We start from the raw sequence: 14,813 nt of genomic DNA, 5'->3' as shown, positions 1-14,813 counted from the left end.
ATCGTGCTGACAAAAGCAAATACTGTGAGCGATCGCTACGCACTAGGTTAGAGATTGACTTTTTCCCAGATCCTACCCTATACACAAAAGGAGAAAATGTACAAGATAATCAATATCTTGTTTTGTCCTTTGTTGTTTTATCATCTCTCTCAATGCTAATTGCTATTTTGCCTCTAAGTAGACAGTTTAAGTAACTATGTTCAAAAATAGCTAGTCCAAGTAGGCAAGAGGCACTCATGCAATAAAGCTTGTAAGAGGATGCTTGTTCTATTTTTTCAACTGGATAGTTATTTCTGCCCCGCTGCACTATCGTGAATTTGCACAATTAGCTATGCACTGGCGAATCAGTCACTTGATTTAACTGATTGTCTGGAAAGCGTTTTGGTCTACCTGGTTTACGTTTATGTCGCTGATTAATAGATTTTTCACTGGCGGCTGCTAACTCTTCAGGTGTACATTTGAACAGCCGCAAAGCATCTAAATATTTTTTTGGTGTCATCGTCGGTTCAGTACGCCCAGCTTCCCAGTTGCGAACGCTGGTTTCACTGATTGCAAGCCTGAAGGCTACCTCTGTACGGCTAAGTCCCGCACGCTCTCTCAGGACTTGCATATCCATATCCGACGCTCCCATTAAAAATTTAGAGTCTGTTTATTAAATCGATTGACATAAAAATGCCAATTGAAGAAAATTTACTAACTATATATTCTTTTATAAGCGATCGCTTCCACCTCTAGCAAACAAGACAGTACCTATTTCTGTAGTCTTCAATACAGTTTTTTGATAAAAATGTCAAATATCCAAAAGATTTGTGCAACTAGCCGCAACTTTTCGCCTACTCCTGCACAATTTCGTATAAGTCTTCCATCACAACGTCAAATGTCCAAGCCAATTTGTGAAGAGATGTTACATCCATAGTCGCCAAGCCGGGAGACTTGGCGTAATTCTTTAGCGTGGTATATGCAATTCCTGAACGGTCAGAAACTTCTTTTAGCGTCCAACCCTTCTGTGCCGCAAATTCTTTAATCCGCAACCTCACCAAACCCATTATTTTTCACCTGTTTCGGAATCAACTGCTGCGAACCCATATCAATACTGTAATTCGCTTTGTTAATCCTGGACAATTTCGTACAAGTCTTCTATCAAAACGTTGAAGGTTCGCGCTAGTTTGTGCAAGGCTGTGACGTCAACAGTGGCTAAACCGGGAGAACGGGCATAAACCTTGAGCGCACTGTAGCCTACCCCAGAACGTTCAGCAACTTCTTTTAATGTCCAGCCGTTTTCAGCGGCGAACTCTCGAATCCGCAACCTAACCAAACCCATACTTGACAACAGATATATATATACCCTTTAATATTAATATAGATAAAAAGCGATCGCCCCTGAGTCTCGCAAACGAAAGAGCGACCGACAATTTAGAACAAATTCCAAAAGCTGGGAGTTATTGACCCAGAAGATGGAAACACTCCAATATCAATATCGAGGTCATCTACCCAACATGAATATCGAGGCTATCTACCCAATATCAATATCGAGGTCATCTACTATGATAACAATTGAACGAGCAGAATCGAACTACGTCAATCCTTTAGTCCGCTTTGTCACCGAAGATGCGATCGCGCTCCTCCTCAATATACCAGTTACCGAAATCAAAGAAATCCGCTGCTGGCCGAATGTAATATTAGTAATCGCCGAACATCTCGTCAGGTTTGTCAGTTACGCCGATTTACCGCCCATTTTAGAAGCAGCACCCCCGACAAATCAAGATATACTGACTTGGCGCAAACGTTGGCGCAAGCAAAAGACACACAAAGCGCCAGAGTTCTGGAAAGAGTTTTATAGCCAAAAATTTCGCCAAGCCAATAGCTCTGCACAATTGTACGCTTGGGGACGACTCATCAACATCCTGAAATTTGCTTTTTCTCACGAACGCCTAGAATCGCTACGAAATGTTTTTCGCACCTGTCGGACTCTTCTTACTTCCCCAGTCAGTCATTTGAAGAACAGCAAGATTTTGGCGTGAGAGTTATTAGAACTTTTGGAGAAACAGTTTAATGCTAACTCTAGATTTACAAGCAATTTTAAACTCAATTCCCAATGAAGTGAATTGGCAAGATATCGTACAGTTTAAAAGATTAGATGAACGTGTTGCTATAGCTAACGATATTTGTGCCAATCTTGTTGGTGTAAATGAAGGTTATATTGAATGGTGTCCCAATGATGAGCCACCAAGCCTTTTAGAAACCTTGCTGTGGTGGTGGGTTGTTCGTCCTGATTTGGGAGCAGCTATTGCAAGTGTTGCACCCCAAGAGCTAAAAGAAATTATCAGGAGAAAGCTATAAACGAATTGAGAAGTGGACTTCAACATTGTTTGGCTCTTGAAAAGGTCAACTGTGCACCAGGTCACCCAATGGCAGATAAATAAATTATGTTAATGGATCTCTTTGAAGCGATCGAAACCCAAAATCTAGACCGCATTGCCGAATTGCTGTCACGCAAAGCTGATCCAAACAGTCTTCGCTCGGAATCTCCAGGATGGACACCGTTACATGAGGCAATTGAGCAACTTGAAGATGGTGGTGCAATTGAAACTCTAGTTCTGTTGCTTCGGCATGGTGCAGCCGTTGATACTTGGGATGCTAATCATGATTCCACACCACTACTGATGGCACTTTTCCGTGAGCAAAAAGAAGCTGTTCGCTTGTTGCTTGCTTTAGCATCAGGGTATTTGCTTAAGAATTCCTTGAATCTTGTTTCGGATATTATTTTCATAATGTAATTTTGTTATTTTTTTAACCATAGGCATTCTCTAGTCCTTAAGATAGAACGGTAAAATTTAAAAAACACTTCCGCTAAATAGGACAATCATTAATTTTGTTAAAGTTGACAGGAATTTGTTCGATTGAGTATCGCTGAGACATAACTATTAACCGTCTAGAATTTTTACTTGTCCAGACTTTAGCCTATTCTATCTCCTCAACCCAGCCACAACTGCATCCAAAATAAAACTATCTCACGCCCAAACACAAAGACACTCAAATTCTCTTTGCGCCTTTGCGCCTTTGCGTGAGATTTATTTAACTTACCCCAACCACCTAGCCGCATCTTTAGCATGGTAGGTCAAAATCAAATCAGCACCAGCACGCTTAAAGCCGGTTAAAGTTTCCAAAACTATGCGCTGTTCATCAACCCAGCCGTTAAGCGCAGCGGCTTTCACCATTGAATACTCACCAGAAACATTGTAAGCAGCTACTGGTAAATTACTCGCTTCCTTCACACGCCAGATAATATCCATGTATGCCAAAGCCGGCTTAACCATGAGCATATCAGCGCCTTCAGCAATATCCAACTCAATTTCTTTGATGGCTTCGCGGGCGTTACCTGGGTCCATTTGGTAAGTGCGTCTGTCGCCAAATTGCGGTGTTGAGTCAGCTGCATCTCTAAATGGGCCGTAATAAGCTGAAGCGTATTTAGCAGCATAAGACATAATCGGCGTATCTTCAAATCCCGCCGCATCCAAACCTTGACGAATTGCTTGGACAAAACCATCCATCATTCCGGAAGGTGCGATGATATCAGCACCGGCTTGTGCTTGGGAAACTGCTGTTTTCTTGAGTAATTCTAAAGTGGGGTCATTTAAAACCCGTCCTGTCAAATCACCTACTTGTAGATAACCACAATGACCGTGGCTAGTATATTCACAAAGACAAGTATCAGCAATAACAATTAAATCTGGAACTGCTGCTTTTACTGCTGTTGCTGCTTTTTGGACAATGCCACAATCATGCCAAGCACCAGTAGCATCTATATCTTTTTCCGCAGGAATTCCAAAGAGAATAATCGCGGGAATTCCTAAGTCATAAACTTCCTTAGCTTCTTCAACAATTTTATCTACCGAAAGTTGGTAAACTCCCGGCATAGATTTCACTTCATTGGCTATTCCCTCGCCCGGTACAGCAAACAATGGGTAAATTAAATCACTTGTTGTTAAAACAGTTTCACGAACCATCCGACGTAATTGGGGATGGGTACGCAGACGGCGGGGACGATGAGTTGGAAACATAAAGTTTTATCAAGAAAAACAACGCGATGGACACAAAACAAAGCGTCACAAAAGCAAGGTTTTGCCTTGCGACCTTCAGACAAACTACAAACAGTGCTTAACTGTCTTTTGCCCTGCTGTTGATGAAGCTGTGGGGCAATTTTGTATTTTACAGCTTGGTTGACATCTCGCCAACAGACAGTTGAAAAAACAATCTTAAAATTATATCCAATTAATTAGGGAAATTGAGTAATAGGGCATACCTGATTGGTGAAAAACCTAATTACTAATTACCATAATTTGTGCTACAAGACACGGAAAATAAATGGATAACGAAAGGGTTGATCTGGATCGCTAAAAACATGGGTAAGTGCCCAAATAGTTAGTCCCCAGTGTAGTAGATACCCTAAACCTGCTAGTGGTAGCAAGACTACTAGTGGTAAAAGTAACCAACCAGTTAGAAAAAACAGCGCTCCCAGAATCGCCCCATAAAACCAGACATTAAAGTGGAAATTGATAGATTCTTTGGCATTACTTTTAACCACAGGATCATCAGATACGAAGAGGATGGCAATCGGTAAACCCACAGAAACAACCGCAGTACTAAAAAAGATGGCTCCATGACAGAGAGCAGATAATAACTTTCGCTTGTCTGAGTCGTACATTGTTTTCTCCTATTACTTCAGATGGTTAGCGATATTACGACCCTATCACGAGCAACCTTGTCTTAAGATTAAAAGACTCGCTAGAGTGGTAAAAAATTAAGTTAAGTTAATTTACAAGCGAACAAATACACTGATGACAACCGAACTTGAGTCTGAATTGCTGCAAGCAGTTGAACTGCGCCGCAACTTTGCGATTATTTCTCACCCTGATGCTGGTAAAACGACACTTACAGAAAAGCTGCTTTTATACGGAGGTGCAATTCACGAAGCTGGGGCGGTGAAGGCGCGGCGGGCCCAGCGCAAAGCTACTTCTGACTGGATGGCTATGGAACAACAACGGGGTATTTCTATTACTTCTACGGTGTTGCAGTTTGAATACCGGAACTGTCAGATAAATTTGCTAGACACTCCTGGACACCAAGATTTCAGTGAAGATACTTATCGCACCCTAGCCGCCGCAGATAATGCGGTGATGCTAATAGATGTAGCCAAAGGTTTGGAACCGCAAACTCGCAAACTGTTTGAAGTGTGTAAGTTGCGCGGTATCCCTATTTTCACTTTTATCAATAAACTCGACCGTCCGGGAAGAGAACCGCTGGATTTGTTGGACGAGATTGAGCAAGAGTTGGGTTTGCAGACCTATGCAGTCAACTGGCCGATTGGGATGGGCGATCGCTTTAAAGGTGTGTTTGACCGTCACAAACAACAAATTCACCTGTTTGAACGTAGCGCCCACGGTAGCCGGGAAGCCAAGGATACGATGATTGATTGGGGTGATGCCAAAATTGAAGAACTCCTAGAAGAACAGCTTTACTACCAACTGAAAAATGATTTAGAACTGTTGGAAGGAGCGGGGTCGGAACTAGATTTAGACTTGGTGCATCAAGGAAAAATGACGCCTGTGTTCTTTGGTAGCGCCATGACTAACTTTGGAGTGGAGTTATTCCTCAAGTACTTCTTGGACTATGCCCTGAAACCGGGTAATCACAACAGCAGCGTTGGTGAAGTTGCCCCTACCTACCCGGATTTTTCTGGGTTTGTTTTCAAACTGCAAGCGAATATGGACCCGAAGCATCGCGATCGCGTCGCTTTTATCCGGGTCTGTACGGGAAAGTTTGAAAAAGATATGACAGTGAATCATGCTCGCACTGGCAAAGTCGTCCGTCTGTCTCGTCCGCAAAAACTTTTTGCTCAAGAACGGGAATCGATTGATGTAGCTTATCCTGGCGATGTGATTGGTTTGAATAATCCTGGCGTTTTCGCGATTGGCGATACAATTTATACAGGTCAAAAGCTCGAATATGAGGGAATTCCTTACTTCTCGCCAGAACTGTTTGCTACCCTGAGAAACCCCAACCCCTCGAAGTTTAAGCAATTCCAAAAAGGTATTGCTGAATTACGAGAAGAAGGTGCTGTGCAAATTATGCACTCAATTGATGAAGCCAAACGCGATCCAATTTTGGCGGCGGTGGGTCAGTTGCAATTTGAGGTGGTGCAGTTCCGCTTACAAAATGAGTACGGCGTGGAAACCTTACTAGAATTATTGCCCTATAGTGTCGCTCGTTGGGTTGATGGTGGTTGGGAAGCTTTAAATAAGGTGGGACGTTTATTCAACACTACTACAGTCAAAGACAACATGGGACGCCCGGTGTTGCTTTTCCGGAATGAATGGAATTGCCAACAGTTAGCGGGAGATCATCCAGAGTTGAAATTAAGCGCGATCGCCCCAGTATTTTCCGGTCAACAACCTGTGGAGGGATAATTCACTCGTTAGCAACCGCACGGGGACGCACTTTGATTATCAGGGTAGCTGAAGAACGCACTTTTGCACAAACGTGAATCAGTTAGAAGAAATTGGAGTGCCAGAATTTGTATGCCTTCACATGTCGAATCGTCTTTGGAGGCTGGATTAGTTGCCCTCAAGCAGGGAAATTACCATACAGCAATTACCCAACTAGAACCGATTGCCAGCAACCAAGACAATCTCAAAGCTAGCTTACAAGCCCAGGTTGGTTTAGTCATGGCTTATGCACGCAGTGGCGAAGTTCCCAAAGCGATCGCCCTGTGTGAGCATTTGATTGAGAGTAATAATCAGCAAGTTCAAGAGTGGGCAACACGCGCTCTTGAACATTTGACAAAACGTAAAAACCCGGAAAAATCAGCCAAAAAAATTGCCACTGGATTTGTTGCCTTTGATAATTCCAGTCAGGATTCTTCTCCAGTCGCGGCGGCATCACCACAGCAGCCAAAACAATCAGTATTAGAAACCAATACTGCTAACTCTGCTGCCTCACCATCTAATGGCTTCCCAGATTTAGAAACCAATACCACTACTTCCCCGACAACAGCTGCTAGTGACTTCCCAGATAACTTAATAGAAGCACCTGCTGTGCCCCCAAGTGCCTTGATTGGCACAAACAGCAACGCCAAAACCGAACCATTCAGCATTTATTGGCGACAAGCAAGACGGGCTAAAGTATGGCAACCCTTGCGTAAGCCGAACTTAATCCCCTCGCGGCTGCTGGCAGTAGGCACATTCATTGCCCTGTTCTGGATATTGCGGGAAATCCTCAAGTTAGCAATGAGTATCATCAACCAGATTTTAGTCAAACTTCCATTTCTGGAGCCATTGCAGCTTTTATACCATGACCCTAGCATAGGTTTACTACTAGTATTAGTTTTACTAATCGCCGTTTCCCCCTGGTTGCTAGATCGGCTACTGGCAAACTTTTATAGTCAGCGACAGTTAACTAAAGAGGTCTTGCATACCTACAGTCGCGAAGCAGTCCGGGTGCTACAACGTACTAGCCAACAAAAACGTAGACCTGTACCTAAATTGCAGATTTTGCCAATGGCGGCACCAATCATCTTCACCTATGGCAATCTCCCCCGCACTGCCAGAATAGTGGTGAGCCAGGGGCTGTTAGAGCAACTGGCGGATGACGAAATTGCCGCTATCTATGCCCTTGGACTAGGACAGATTGGGCGCTGGGATTTGCCCGTGATGTCTTTGGTGTTACTGGTGACACTGCCGGTTTACAGGCTATATCAGCAAGCTTCAGTTTGGGGAGACAGGAGCAAACAGGGAATTTGGCGCTGGACGATGACAGTTATCGCTAGTTTTGCCTATGGAGTTTGGTGTTTATTGACTGGTACTGCTTTGCTTAATTCCCGGTTGCGGCTTTACCATAGCGATCGCACCGCTGCCGAAATTACCGGCAACCCCAACGCCCTAATTCGCGCTTTACTCAAAATGGCGATGGGGATTGCTGCCGATATCGCCAAACTTGAACACACAAGTTGGCAGTTAGAAAGCTTAAATCTCCTGGCACCAGTAGGCTACCAACAAAGTCTCGCTTTGGGAAGTATTGCAGGTCGTATTTCCTTTGAATCATTCTTGATGTGGGAAAACTTCAATCCCTACCGCCGATGGTTTACGATCAACAATAGCCACCCCTTAATTGGCGATCGCATTGAACGCCTCTGCCAAATAGCTCGCCACTGGCATCTAGAAACCGAACTACATCTGACAAACCAACAGTCTTTAAAAGTTAAGCCTCAGTCCTTCTTATTACAAATCGCCCCCTGGTTAGGAATTCCCCTAGGTTTTGTGTTTGCTGGTTTGATTTGGCTGACTTGGCAATTAGTCTTCGCACTCAAGTTATTAAACTTGAAATGGATCTATCAAGATTGGTCTTTCGTTACAGGATGCCTGCTGATTGGCTTTAGCATCGGCACAGTCATGCGGATTAATTCCTTTTTTCCTGATATCAGAGGAGCCACCGTGCAAACTGATGATCAGCTGCCCAATCTATTAGCTAACCCCTCTACCCTGCCGATTGACAGTATTAGCGTGTGTCTCGTCGGTAAGCTATTGGGTCGTAGTGGTATTAGCAACTGCCTAACACAAGACTTAATCCTACAAACCAGCACAGGTTTAGTGAAATTACACCACATGTATGGGCTGGGGCAGTCGGTCAATCCCCAAGACTGGATTGGTCGGCGGATTACAGTCACAGGCTGGTTTCGGCGAGGAGCAACGCCCTGGATCGATATCCAAACCTTGGAAACTCAAAATGGTAAAACCATTCATAGTTCTCATCCCATTTGGTCTACTATTTTGGCAGTTGCTGCACAGGCTTGGGGCGCCTACATTTTTCTTACGGGTTAGTCAGTGGTCACTCAATGCAAAGTTTTTGGATTGTTCCCACCGATAAATTTGGGGGCTTGAGGATTTTAGCTTTATTCTCCACCAGAAAAGTCATCGGCTTTTCTTTAATTTAGAATTGGCATAGTCAGTCGAAAAGAACTCACAACTGACAGAGGGTAATGTAAACAAAAGTTGCAGTTTCTTTTCTAAAATGTTACATTTATTTACACAATCAACAGCAACCGACCTCACTCAGCGCTCTAGCTTGGCTGTGGGTCTGGCTACTGGCGCTAATCTCTCCCCTTTGATCTTCCCAACACAGCAGCAAATCAACCAGCCAGTGGCTGGTTTTTGTTTCCAATATCTGCTCTTGCTAAAAAAAATGTATTTTATGCTACGATTCAATCATACTATCGCCAAAAATGTAGGCGTTGAACTAGCTACGTAGAAAATACCGTGATAAGGTAGGCAATGGTATCTTAATTCTGCGGGCAGGGGCTGGGAAGAATTCGTTTGCTGTGGCGGGCAGTAGGCTGCTAAAATAACAATTCTGAGAATTAAGGTGGTATTAGCTGAGCGTAGAGTGCGCTTTTGTATTAAACAAGCTTGATCCCAACGAAAAACTGTATTGTATAGGTTGACAGTTTGGATTTAAAAAATTGGTTTATGGCAGTGTTGGTAAATAGCATCTATTTAAAAGCCAAAGCCAAGTGATTGTTTTCTGGCCAAGACAAGTTCATTTCAACTCTGGAGGTATACTTCATGTCCGTTCGCCTATATATAGGTAATTTGCCAAAAGAAGAAATAGATCGTCAAGAGTTGCAGGCGGTGTTTGCAGCAGAAGGCGACGCTGTCACGACTAAACTAATTAAAGACCGAAAAACTGGCAAGTGCCGTGGTTTCGGTTTTTTGACGGTGAACAATGACGAACAAGCCGATCAAATTATTGAAAAGTATAATGGTCACTTGTTCAAAGAGACGCCGATTAAGCTAGAGAAGGCACTACCTCGGACAAAAGGTGAGGAAGGCGAGGAACAAGCAGCTCCCAAAGTGGCTACCACTGGCGTGAGTAGCCCCACTCCTAGCCCCAACAAAGAAAGCAGCCGACGCGAAAAAAGTTCCAAGAAACCCAGACGTGGTGGCGGTACGCGTGAAACCACTACTACTGTCGATTCGGACGCTATTCGTCCAGATCCCCGTTGGGCTTCTGAATTAGAAAAGCTGAAGCAGATGTTAGCCGCACAAACGACAAATTAATCCCTAAGGGAAAAAGATTGAAAATTAAAAACCAGAAAAATTTTTAATTGTCAATAATTCCCTAGCTGCTCAGTTCTCAGGTGGAGAAAAGTTTGTCATAAATCTTGATAAATATTGATAATCTCCCTCAGAATAGGCATAATTAGGTGATGAAAACTTGTCGCTTGAAAAAAGTGCAAAGACAGGAAAAAATGGCAGCCCCTTCAGTCAACAGCCCACATCCAGGGGTAAAACTGAGGGGGTTTTGCGTTTTTATATCCTTGTTTTCGTTGTATTCAAATAGGACTTACTCATTGCCAGGAAAACTTAAATATGTCAACCACCCATCACTAATCGGAGTACCAATATAGTGTGGTTCTCCTGGGAGAGCGAGCTTTTCGTCCCACCTCACAAGAGCTTTACCATTAATATCTGTACCTAATTTACCTGCAATATCCTGTAATTATGGGTTTCAGGCATTCAAACTTGATTTTTCGACGATATAGATGCAATCAAGCCGCCAATATTGCAATGACTAAAAACTAAACAGACCAGATTATAGTTAAATCACCAGCTTTAGCATTTTGTCAGCCTGAATTTGTCCGAGAAGCGATCGCAGAGAAACTAGATAAACTCCAGTAAATAATCCAGCTAGACAATTTGCTCTTTGAGTATCAAGTGAGTATTTTTGAGAAAGTGAAGGTTGAAAGTATTGAATTTACGTTGTATTCCAGTTGACTTTACTACCCTCACAGCTGCTTGTAGCGATCTACGCGCTAACTGGCTACCCTCGCGGACAGAACAGGTTTACCAGCGCGATCGCTATACTATTGCCGTGGCATTACGTACTCTAGAAACAAGGGTTTGGCTAAATATTTGCTGGCATCCCCAAGCTGCACACATTTGTATTGGCGAACCGCCACCACGCCTACAAGATACTTTTACCTTTAGCCAACAACTAGTACACCAGTTGGGTGGTTTGGCTTTGGTGGGAATTGAAGCGATCGCACCTTGGGAGCGTGTTGTGGATTTGCAATTTGCCCGTCGTCCTGGAGAAAGTGCCCTATATCACTTGTATGTGGAAGTTATGGGCAAATACAGCAACGCCATCCTCACCGACGCCAGCAATATCATTATCACCGCTGCCCATCAAGTCAGTCAGCAACAATCCAGCGTCCGTCCTATCCAAACCGGACAGCCTTATGAAATCCCCCCCAAACTCACAGGCCCCATCCCCAATTTGAGCGAATCTTTAGAACGTTGGCAAGAACGGGTAAGTTTAGTACCTGGTGCCATCAAAAAGCAGTTGCTGAAAAGTTATCGGGGTTTGAGTGCGGCACTGTTAGATTCAATGTTACTAGCAGCAAATTTAGCACCGGAAACAACCACCGATACCCTCACCCCTGACGACTGGAAAAAACTATTTGAGCGTTGGCAAGAATGGCTGCAAGCCTTGGAGATTGGTAAATTTCAACCGGCTTGGACTAAAGACGGATACACTGTGATGGGTTGGGGCGCAATTGACACCACCAAAGATATCCAAGAATTACTCAACCGCTACTATACAAACCAGATAAATCAACAGTTATTTTCTCAAGTTCGCCATCAGTTAAGTCAGAAATTGCAGAATATTCTGGCAAAATTACGGCTAAAAAGGCAAACCTTTAGCGATCGCTTGCAGCAGTCAGATCAAGCTGATGAATGGAAGCAAAAAGCTGATTTGATGATGGCTAACTTGCAAAACTGGCAACCGGGGATGAAAGAAATTATCCTCCCGGACTTTGATAGTGGTAAGCCAGTGGCGATCGCACTCCTACCAGATAAAAATGCTGTCCAAAATGCTCAAAAGCTTTACAAACAGCACCAAAAGCTAAAACGCGCACGTGCTGCTGTCGAACCGCTATTTCTGGAAGTGCAAGCAGAAGTTGAGTATTTAGAGCAAGTCGAAGCGGCGATTTCCCAAATAGATAACTACCAAACCACAGAAGATTTACAAGCCCTCGAAGAAATCCGCGACGAGCTGATTGGGCAAAAATATCTAGAAGACCCAGAATACCGCAACCGTATTACCACTGAAAGGGCCAGTACCAACTTTCATCGTTATCGCAGCCCTAGCGGCTTTGAAGTCTTAATCGGTCGCAACAATCGCCAGAATGACCACTTAACATTTCGTGTCGCTGGGGATTATGACCTGTGGTTTCACGCCCAAGAAATTCCCGGAAGCCATTTGCTACTGCGCCTCGAACCGGGTACAGTCCCAGAAGAAGCTGATTTGCAATTTACCGCTAATCTTGCCGCCTACTTCAGTCGCGCCCGCCAGAGTGACCAAGTACCAGTAGTTTACACTCAGCCCAAGCACGTCTACAAACCCAAAGGAGCCAAACCGGGAATTGCGATTTATAAGCAAGAGACCATTCTCTGGGGAAAACCGCAATCTGTAAATAGTCATTAGTCATTGGTCATTAGTCGTTAGTCATTAGTCATTAGTCATTAGTCATTAGTCATTAGTCATTGGCTAGAAAAATTAATTCTTCCCCCCTTGTCTGTCTTGCCTTGTCACGACTTCCCCCCCCAGATAGAAACTTTCAACCGAAATGAATATCTTTTTTTGTTGGATCTTCACGAAAAAACTGTGTTGACTGTTACAATATTGTTAAGAAAAGTTGCCCGTTGCATTTTGGGAACGCGCAATTTGGTTTTAACTCTATTGAGAAGACAACGCGAAAAACATTTTTAAAGACCAGCTGTGGGAGGCTGGTCTTTTTTTTGGCACCAATAAAGTTGTTCTGGCCTGGGATAACTTCCCCAGCCACTATTCAAACTTAGATAGGATTTACGCATCATGTACGAGATGTAGGGGCAATTCATGAATTGCCCCTACGACAAGTCAGGGCTATTACGTCCGTAAGCGTCAGTTCTGTTAGAAACTGAATGTAGTTCTCAGCGCACCAATCACAACATTATCACTATCATCATTATGATCTGGGGCAGTCAGCCAGATGACTCCTGGGGTAATTGTGATATTGTCACTTACCTTGTACTGGTAAAACGCCTCAACATGATAAGAAGTGTCCCTGTCTTCACTCACGTTAGCAGAACTTGAACTTGTCACCTTAGGCTCCATACCGACGATGATACCTGCCAAGTTGCCTTTTTTACCAAGGTCAGGGAAACCAAGGGTAACGGCATAGTTCCAAATGTCCACATCTCCACGGTTTCCTGTTAAGACGCGGCTGTTGGTATATCCAGCCCAACCGCCCAAGACAAATTTCTCACTGACGCCGATGGATGCTTCAACACCGTAGGAATTGCTGGAAAATGCTTCATTGGTGATATCTGTGGTTGCAGCATTACTACCTGTGAGTAATGGCTGTTTGTAGGAATTGATGTACGTTAAACCTAAGGAAATGCGATCGCTTGGTTTCAATGTCAACTGTGCCAAAGCACCATAACCACCATCAAACAAACCATTCTTAGGTGCAGGGTTATTAGCCGTATTAGGAGCAGCTAAATACCCTAAACTGAGGGACAAATTTCGGCTGAAATATTGGGTTACTCCGATACCAGCACCAGATATCTGGTTATAAATTGGGTTCCTTGTACCAAAGGTAGACAAAGCACCAAAACCGCCATCACCATCAAAGAGATTCACCGTACTAGTAAGGTCATCTGCTGCACCTGCATTGGCAATCAATTTTACTTGAGTTGCTTTACCAAGGGGGAATGCATAATACAGTGCATCAATAAAAGCATTGTTATTACCATCTGTACCGGCGAAGAACAGATTCCCCTCTCTTGTGTTGATGTTGGGGCTAAGAATATTATTAGTCTGGATTCTGGTAAACAGAGTATCTTGTCCTGTGAAGCTACTTACCAGTTCAATACGTGCCCGTGCCCCAAGTGTTGTATTTCTGCCTGTAATTTCTTGATTATCGACCCTATCACCTGACAAAACATCACTGATAACTGTGACGACTTGCCCTTGCAGTTTGGTGGTGGTAGAAAATTGATTTGCTTCTAACTCCGAAGTTCTAGCTTCTAGTGCATCCACACGACCGCGTAAGGTTGCCAGTTCTGCGGAATATTCCTCTTGCAGCTTTTGCAATGTGGTTAAGTCTTCTTTTGTCACCAAATCGGCTGTACCGGTGGCAATTAGTTCATTAACCCGATCCAAACAAGCATTCAAACCAGCAGCAAACTCATATCGCGTCAGCGCCCGATTACCGCGATAAGTGCCATTGGGGTAGCCTGCAATACAACCGTAACGCTCTACCAACGATTGTAAAGCTTGGAAAGCCCAGTCTGTGGATTGCACATCCGACAACTCAGACACCGAGGTAACTTGCGACATTACCTGTTCTTGACTAATATTTTCAACTTGGGCGTCTGGATTAGTTACAGCTAGCGGTTCACTAGTTTCTGATATAGCTGGTGTTTCCCCTGCGAATGCAGCAGCACTCACAAATAGCATTGCACCGTAAATTGCCGGACTAGCCAGCAGAGATTTCCATAATTTTGACATTTTTCCTCACACCTGATTTAAAGTTCACAACCTGACAGCGCTTTTGTTAAAGCACGTTTTAGTAAAAAACGATGTCAGCAATCTTATCAAAGTTTGGTATTTTTATTAACAAAAAAGTCAAGATATTCTTATTACTGCAAATCGCCTCAAAAAAATCTGTCGTTATTGTTACACAGATGAACAACGTTGTTGTATGAGAA

The 14,813-nt window shown here is 43.6% G+C and carries 13 protein-coding genes; 7 read left to right on the top strand and 6 right to left on the bottom strand.

The genetic code is table 11. The annotated features are described in order from the left end of the window. Positions 1–325: 325 nt before the first annotated feature. The 3 genes from CYLST_RS23040 to CYLST_RS23030 form a co-directional block, all read right to left on the bottom strand. Entirely contained in the window at positions 326–616 is a 291-nt protein-coding gene (locus CYLST_RS23040; protein WP_015210148.1) for a helix-turn-helix domain-containing protein, read from the bottom strand. Positions 617–833: 217 nt separating this feature from the next. Further along, positions 834–1,046 (bottom strand): helix-turn-helix domain-containing protein, encoded by a 213-nt coding sequence (locus CYLST_RS23035; protein ID WP_015210147.1) that lies wholly within the window; start codon positions 1,044–1,046, stop codon positions 834–836. Between the two features lie 62 nt (positions 1,047–1,108). Beyond that, positions 1,109–1,321: a helix-turn-helix domain-containing protein gene (locus tag CYLST_RS23030; RefSeq protein WP_015210146.1), complete on the bottom strand. Its 213-nt coding sequence runs from the start codon at positions 1,319–1,321 to the stop codon at positions 1,109–1,111. Between the two features lie 223 nt (positions 1,322–1,544). Here CYLST_RS23030 and CYLST_RS23025 point away from each other — a divergent pair, with 223 nt between their 5' ends. From CYLST_RS23025 to CYLST_RS23015, 3 genes are all read left to right on the top strand, one after another. Continuing rightward, positions 1,545–2,021 carry a hypothetical protein gene (locus CYLST_RS23025; protein WP_015210145.1) on the top strand — a complete coding sequence of 159 codons (477 nt, stop codon included), beginning with the start codon at positions 1,545–1,547 and terminating at the stop codon, positions 2,019–2,021. 31 nt (positions 2,022–2,052) lie between these two features. Then, positions 2,053–2,340, top strand: a complete 288-nt coding sequence (locus tag CYLST_RS23020; protein WP_015210144.1) for a hypothetical protein — start codon at positions 2,053–2,055, stop codon at positions 2,338–2,340. 86 nt (positions 2,341–2,426) lie between these two features. Further along, positions 2,427–2,777 carry an ankyrin repeat domain-containing protein gene (locus CYLST_RS23015; protein ID WP_015210143.1) on the top strand — a complete coding sequence of 117 codons (351 nt, stop codon included), beginning with the start codon at positions 2,427–2,429 and terminating at the stop codon, positions 2,775–2,777. Positions 2,778–3,080: 303 nt separating this feature from the next. On the opposite strand, the gene hemB is transcribed toward CYLST_RS23015, so the two are convergent. Beyond that, positions 3,081–4,061, bottom strand: a complete 981-nt coding sequence (gene hemB, locus CYLST_RS23010; RefSeq protein ID WP_015210142.1) for a porphobilinogen synthase — start codon at positions 4,059–4,061, stop codon at positions 3,081–3,083. A gap of 284 nt (positions 4,062–4,345) precedes the next feature. After that, positions 4,346–4,705, bottom strand: coding sequence for a DUF4870 domain-containing protein (locus tag CYLST_RS23005; protein WP_015210141.1), 360 nt, complete (start codon positions 4,703–4,705; stop codon positions 4,346–4,348). A 133-nt stretch (positions 4,706–4,838) separates the two neighbouring features. On the opposite strand from CYLST_RS23005, the gene prfC reads away from it, so the two are divergent. The 4 genes from prfC (at position 4,839) to CYLST_RS22980 (ending at position 12,543) form a co-directional block, all read left to right on the top strand. Continuing rightward, on the top strand, positions 4,839–6,467 hold the full coding sequence (prfC, locus tag CYLST_RS23000) for a peptide chain release factor 3 (RefSeq protein WP_015210140.1): 1,629 nt from the start codon (positions 4,839–4,841) through the stop codon (positions 6,465–6,467). 111 nt (positions 6,468–6,578) lie between these two features. Then, on the top strand, positions 6,579–8,876 hold the full coding sequence (locus CYLST_RS22995) for a M48 family metalloprotease (protein WP_015210139.1): 2,298 nt from the start codon (positions 6,579–6,581) through the stop codon (positions 8,874–8,876). Positions 8,877–9,617: 741 nt separating this feature from the next. After that, on the top strand, positions 9,618–10,112 hold the full coding sequence (locus tag CYLST_RS22985) for an RNA recognition motif domain-containing protein (protein WP_015210137.1): 495 nt from the start codon (positions 9,618–9,620) through the stop codon (positions 10,110–10,112). 682 nt (positions 10,113–10,794) lie between these two features. Next, positions 10,795–12,543, top strand: coding sequence for an Rqc2 family fibronectin-binding protein (locus CYLST_RS22980; protein WP_245587422.1), 1,749 nt, complete (start codon positions 10,795–10,797; stop codon positions 12,541–12,543). Positions 12,544–13,011: 468 nt separating this feature from the next. Here the strand turns inward: CYLST_RS22980 and CYLST_RS22975 are convergent, their stop codons facing one another. Then, positions 13,012–14,613 (bottom strand): iron uptake porin, encoded by a 1,602-nt coding sequence (locus CYLST_RS22975; protein ID WP_015210135.1) that lies wholly within the window; start codon positions 14,611–14,613, stop codon positions 13,012–13,014. Positions 14,614–14,813: the final 200 nt, after the last annotated feature.

The organism is Cylindrospermum stagnale PCC 7417 (genome assembly GCF_000317535.1).
Classification (GTDB): domain Bacteria; phylum Cyanobacteriota; class Cyanobacteriia; order Cyanobacteriales; family Nostocaceae; genus Cylindrospermum; species Cylindrospermum stagnale.
Note: the sequence above shows the minus strand (reverse complement) of the source record. Positions and strands in the feature narration are given on the sequence as shown.

Excerpts from the sequence above, each read along its gene's own strand:
- CYLST_RS22995 (WP_015210139.1), top strand. The coding sequence starts at position 6,579 with ATGCCTTCACATGTCGAATCGTCTTTGGAGGCTGGATTAGTTGCCCTC.
- CYLST_RS23020 (WP_015210144.1), top strand. The coding sequence starts at position 2,053 with ATGCTAACTCTAGATTTACAAGCAATTTTAAACTCAATTCCCAATGAA.
- prfC (WP_015210140.1), top strand. The coding sequence starts at position 4,839 with ATGACAACCGAACTTGAGTCTGAATTGCTGCAAGCAGTTGAACTGCGC.
- CYLST_RS23005 (WP_015210141.1), bottom strand. The coding sequence starts at position 4,705 with ATGTACGACTCAGACAAGCGAAAGTTATTATCTGCTCTCTGTCATGGA.
- CYLST_RS23025 (WP_015210145.1), top strand. The coding sequence starts at position 1,545 with ATGATAACAATTGAACGAGCAGAATCGAACTACGTCAATCCTTTAGTC.
- CYLST_RS22985 (WP_015210137.1), top strand. The coding sequence starts at position 9,618 with ATGTCCGTTCGCCTATATATAGGTAATTTGCCAAAAGAAGAAATAGAT.
- CYLST_RS23035 (WP_015210147.1), bottom strand. The coding sequence starts at position 1,046 with ATGGGTTTGGTGAGGTTGCGGATTAAAGAATTTGCGGCACAGAAGGGT.
- CYLST_RS22975 (WP_015210135.1), bottom strand. The coding sequence starts at position 14,613 with ATGTCAAAATTATGGAAATCTCTGCTGGCTAGTCCGGCAATTTACGGT.
- CYLST_RS23015 (WP_015210143.1), top strand. The coding sequence starts at position 2,427 with ATGTTAATGGATCTCTTTGAAGCGATCGAAACCCAAAATCTAGACCGC.
- CYLST_RS23030 (WP_015210146.1), bottom strand. The coding sequence starts at position 1,321 with ATGGGTTTGGTTAGGTTGCGGATTCGAGAGTTCGCCGCTGAAAACGGC.
- CYLST_RS23040 (WP_015210148.1), bottom strand. The coding sequence starts at position 616 with ATGGATATGCAAGTCCTGAGAGAGCGTGCGGGACTTAGCCGTACAGAG.
- hemB (WP_015210142.1), bottom strand. The coding sequence starts at position 4,061 with ATGTTTCCAACTCATCGTCCCCGCCGTCTGCGTACCCATCCCCAATTA.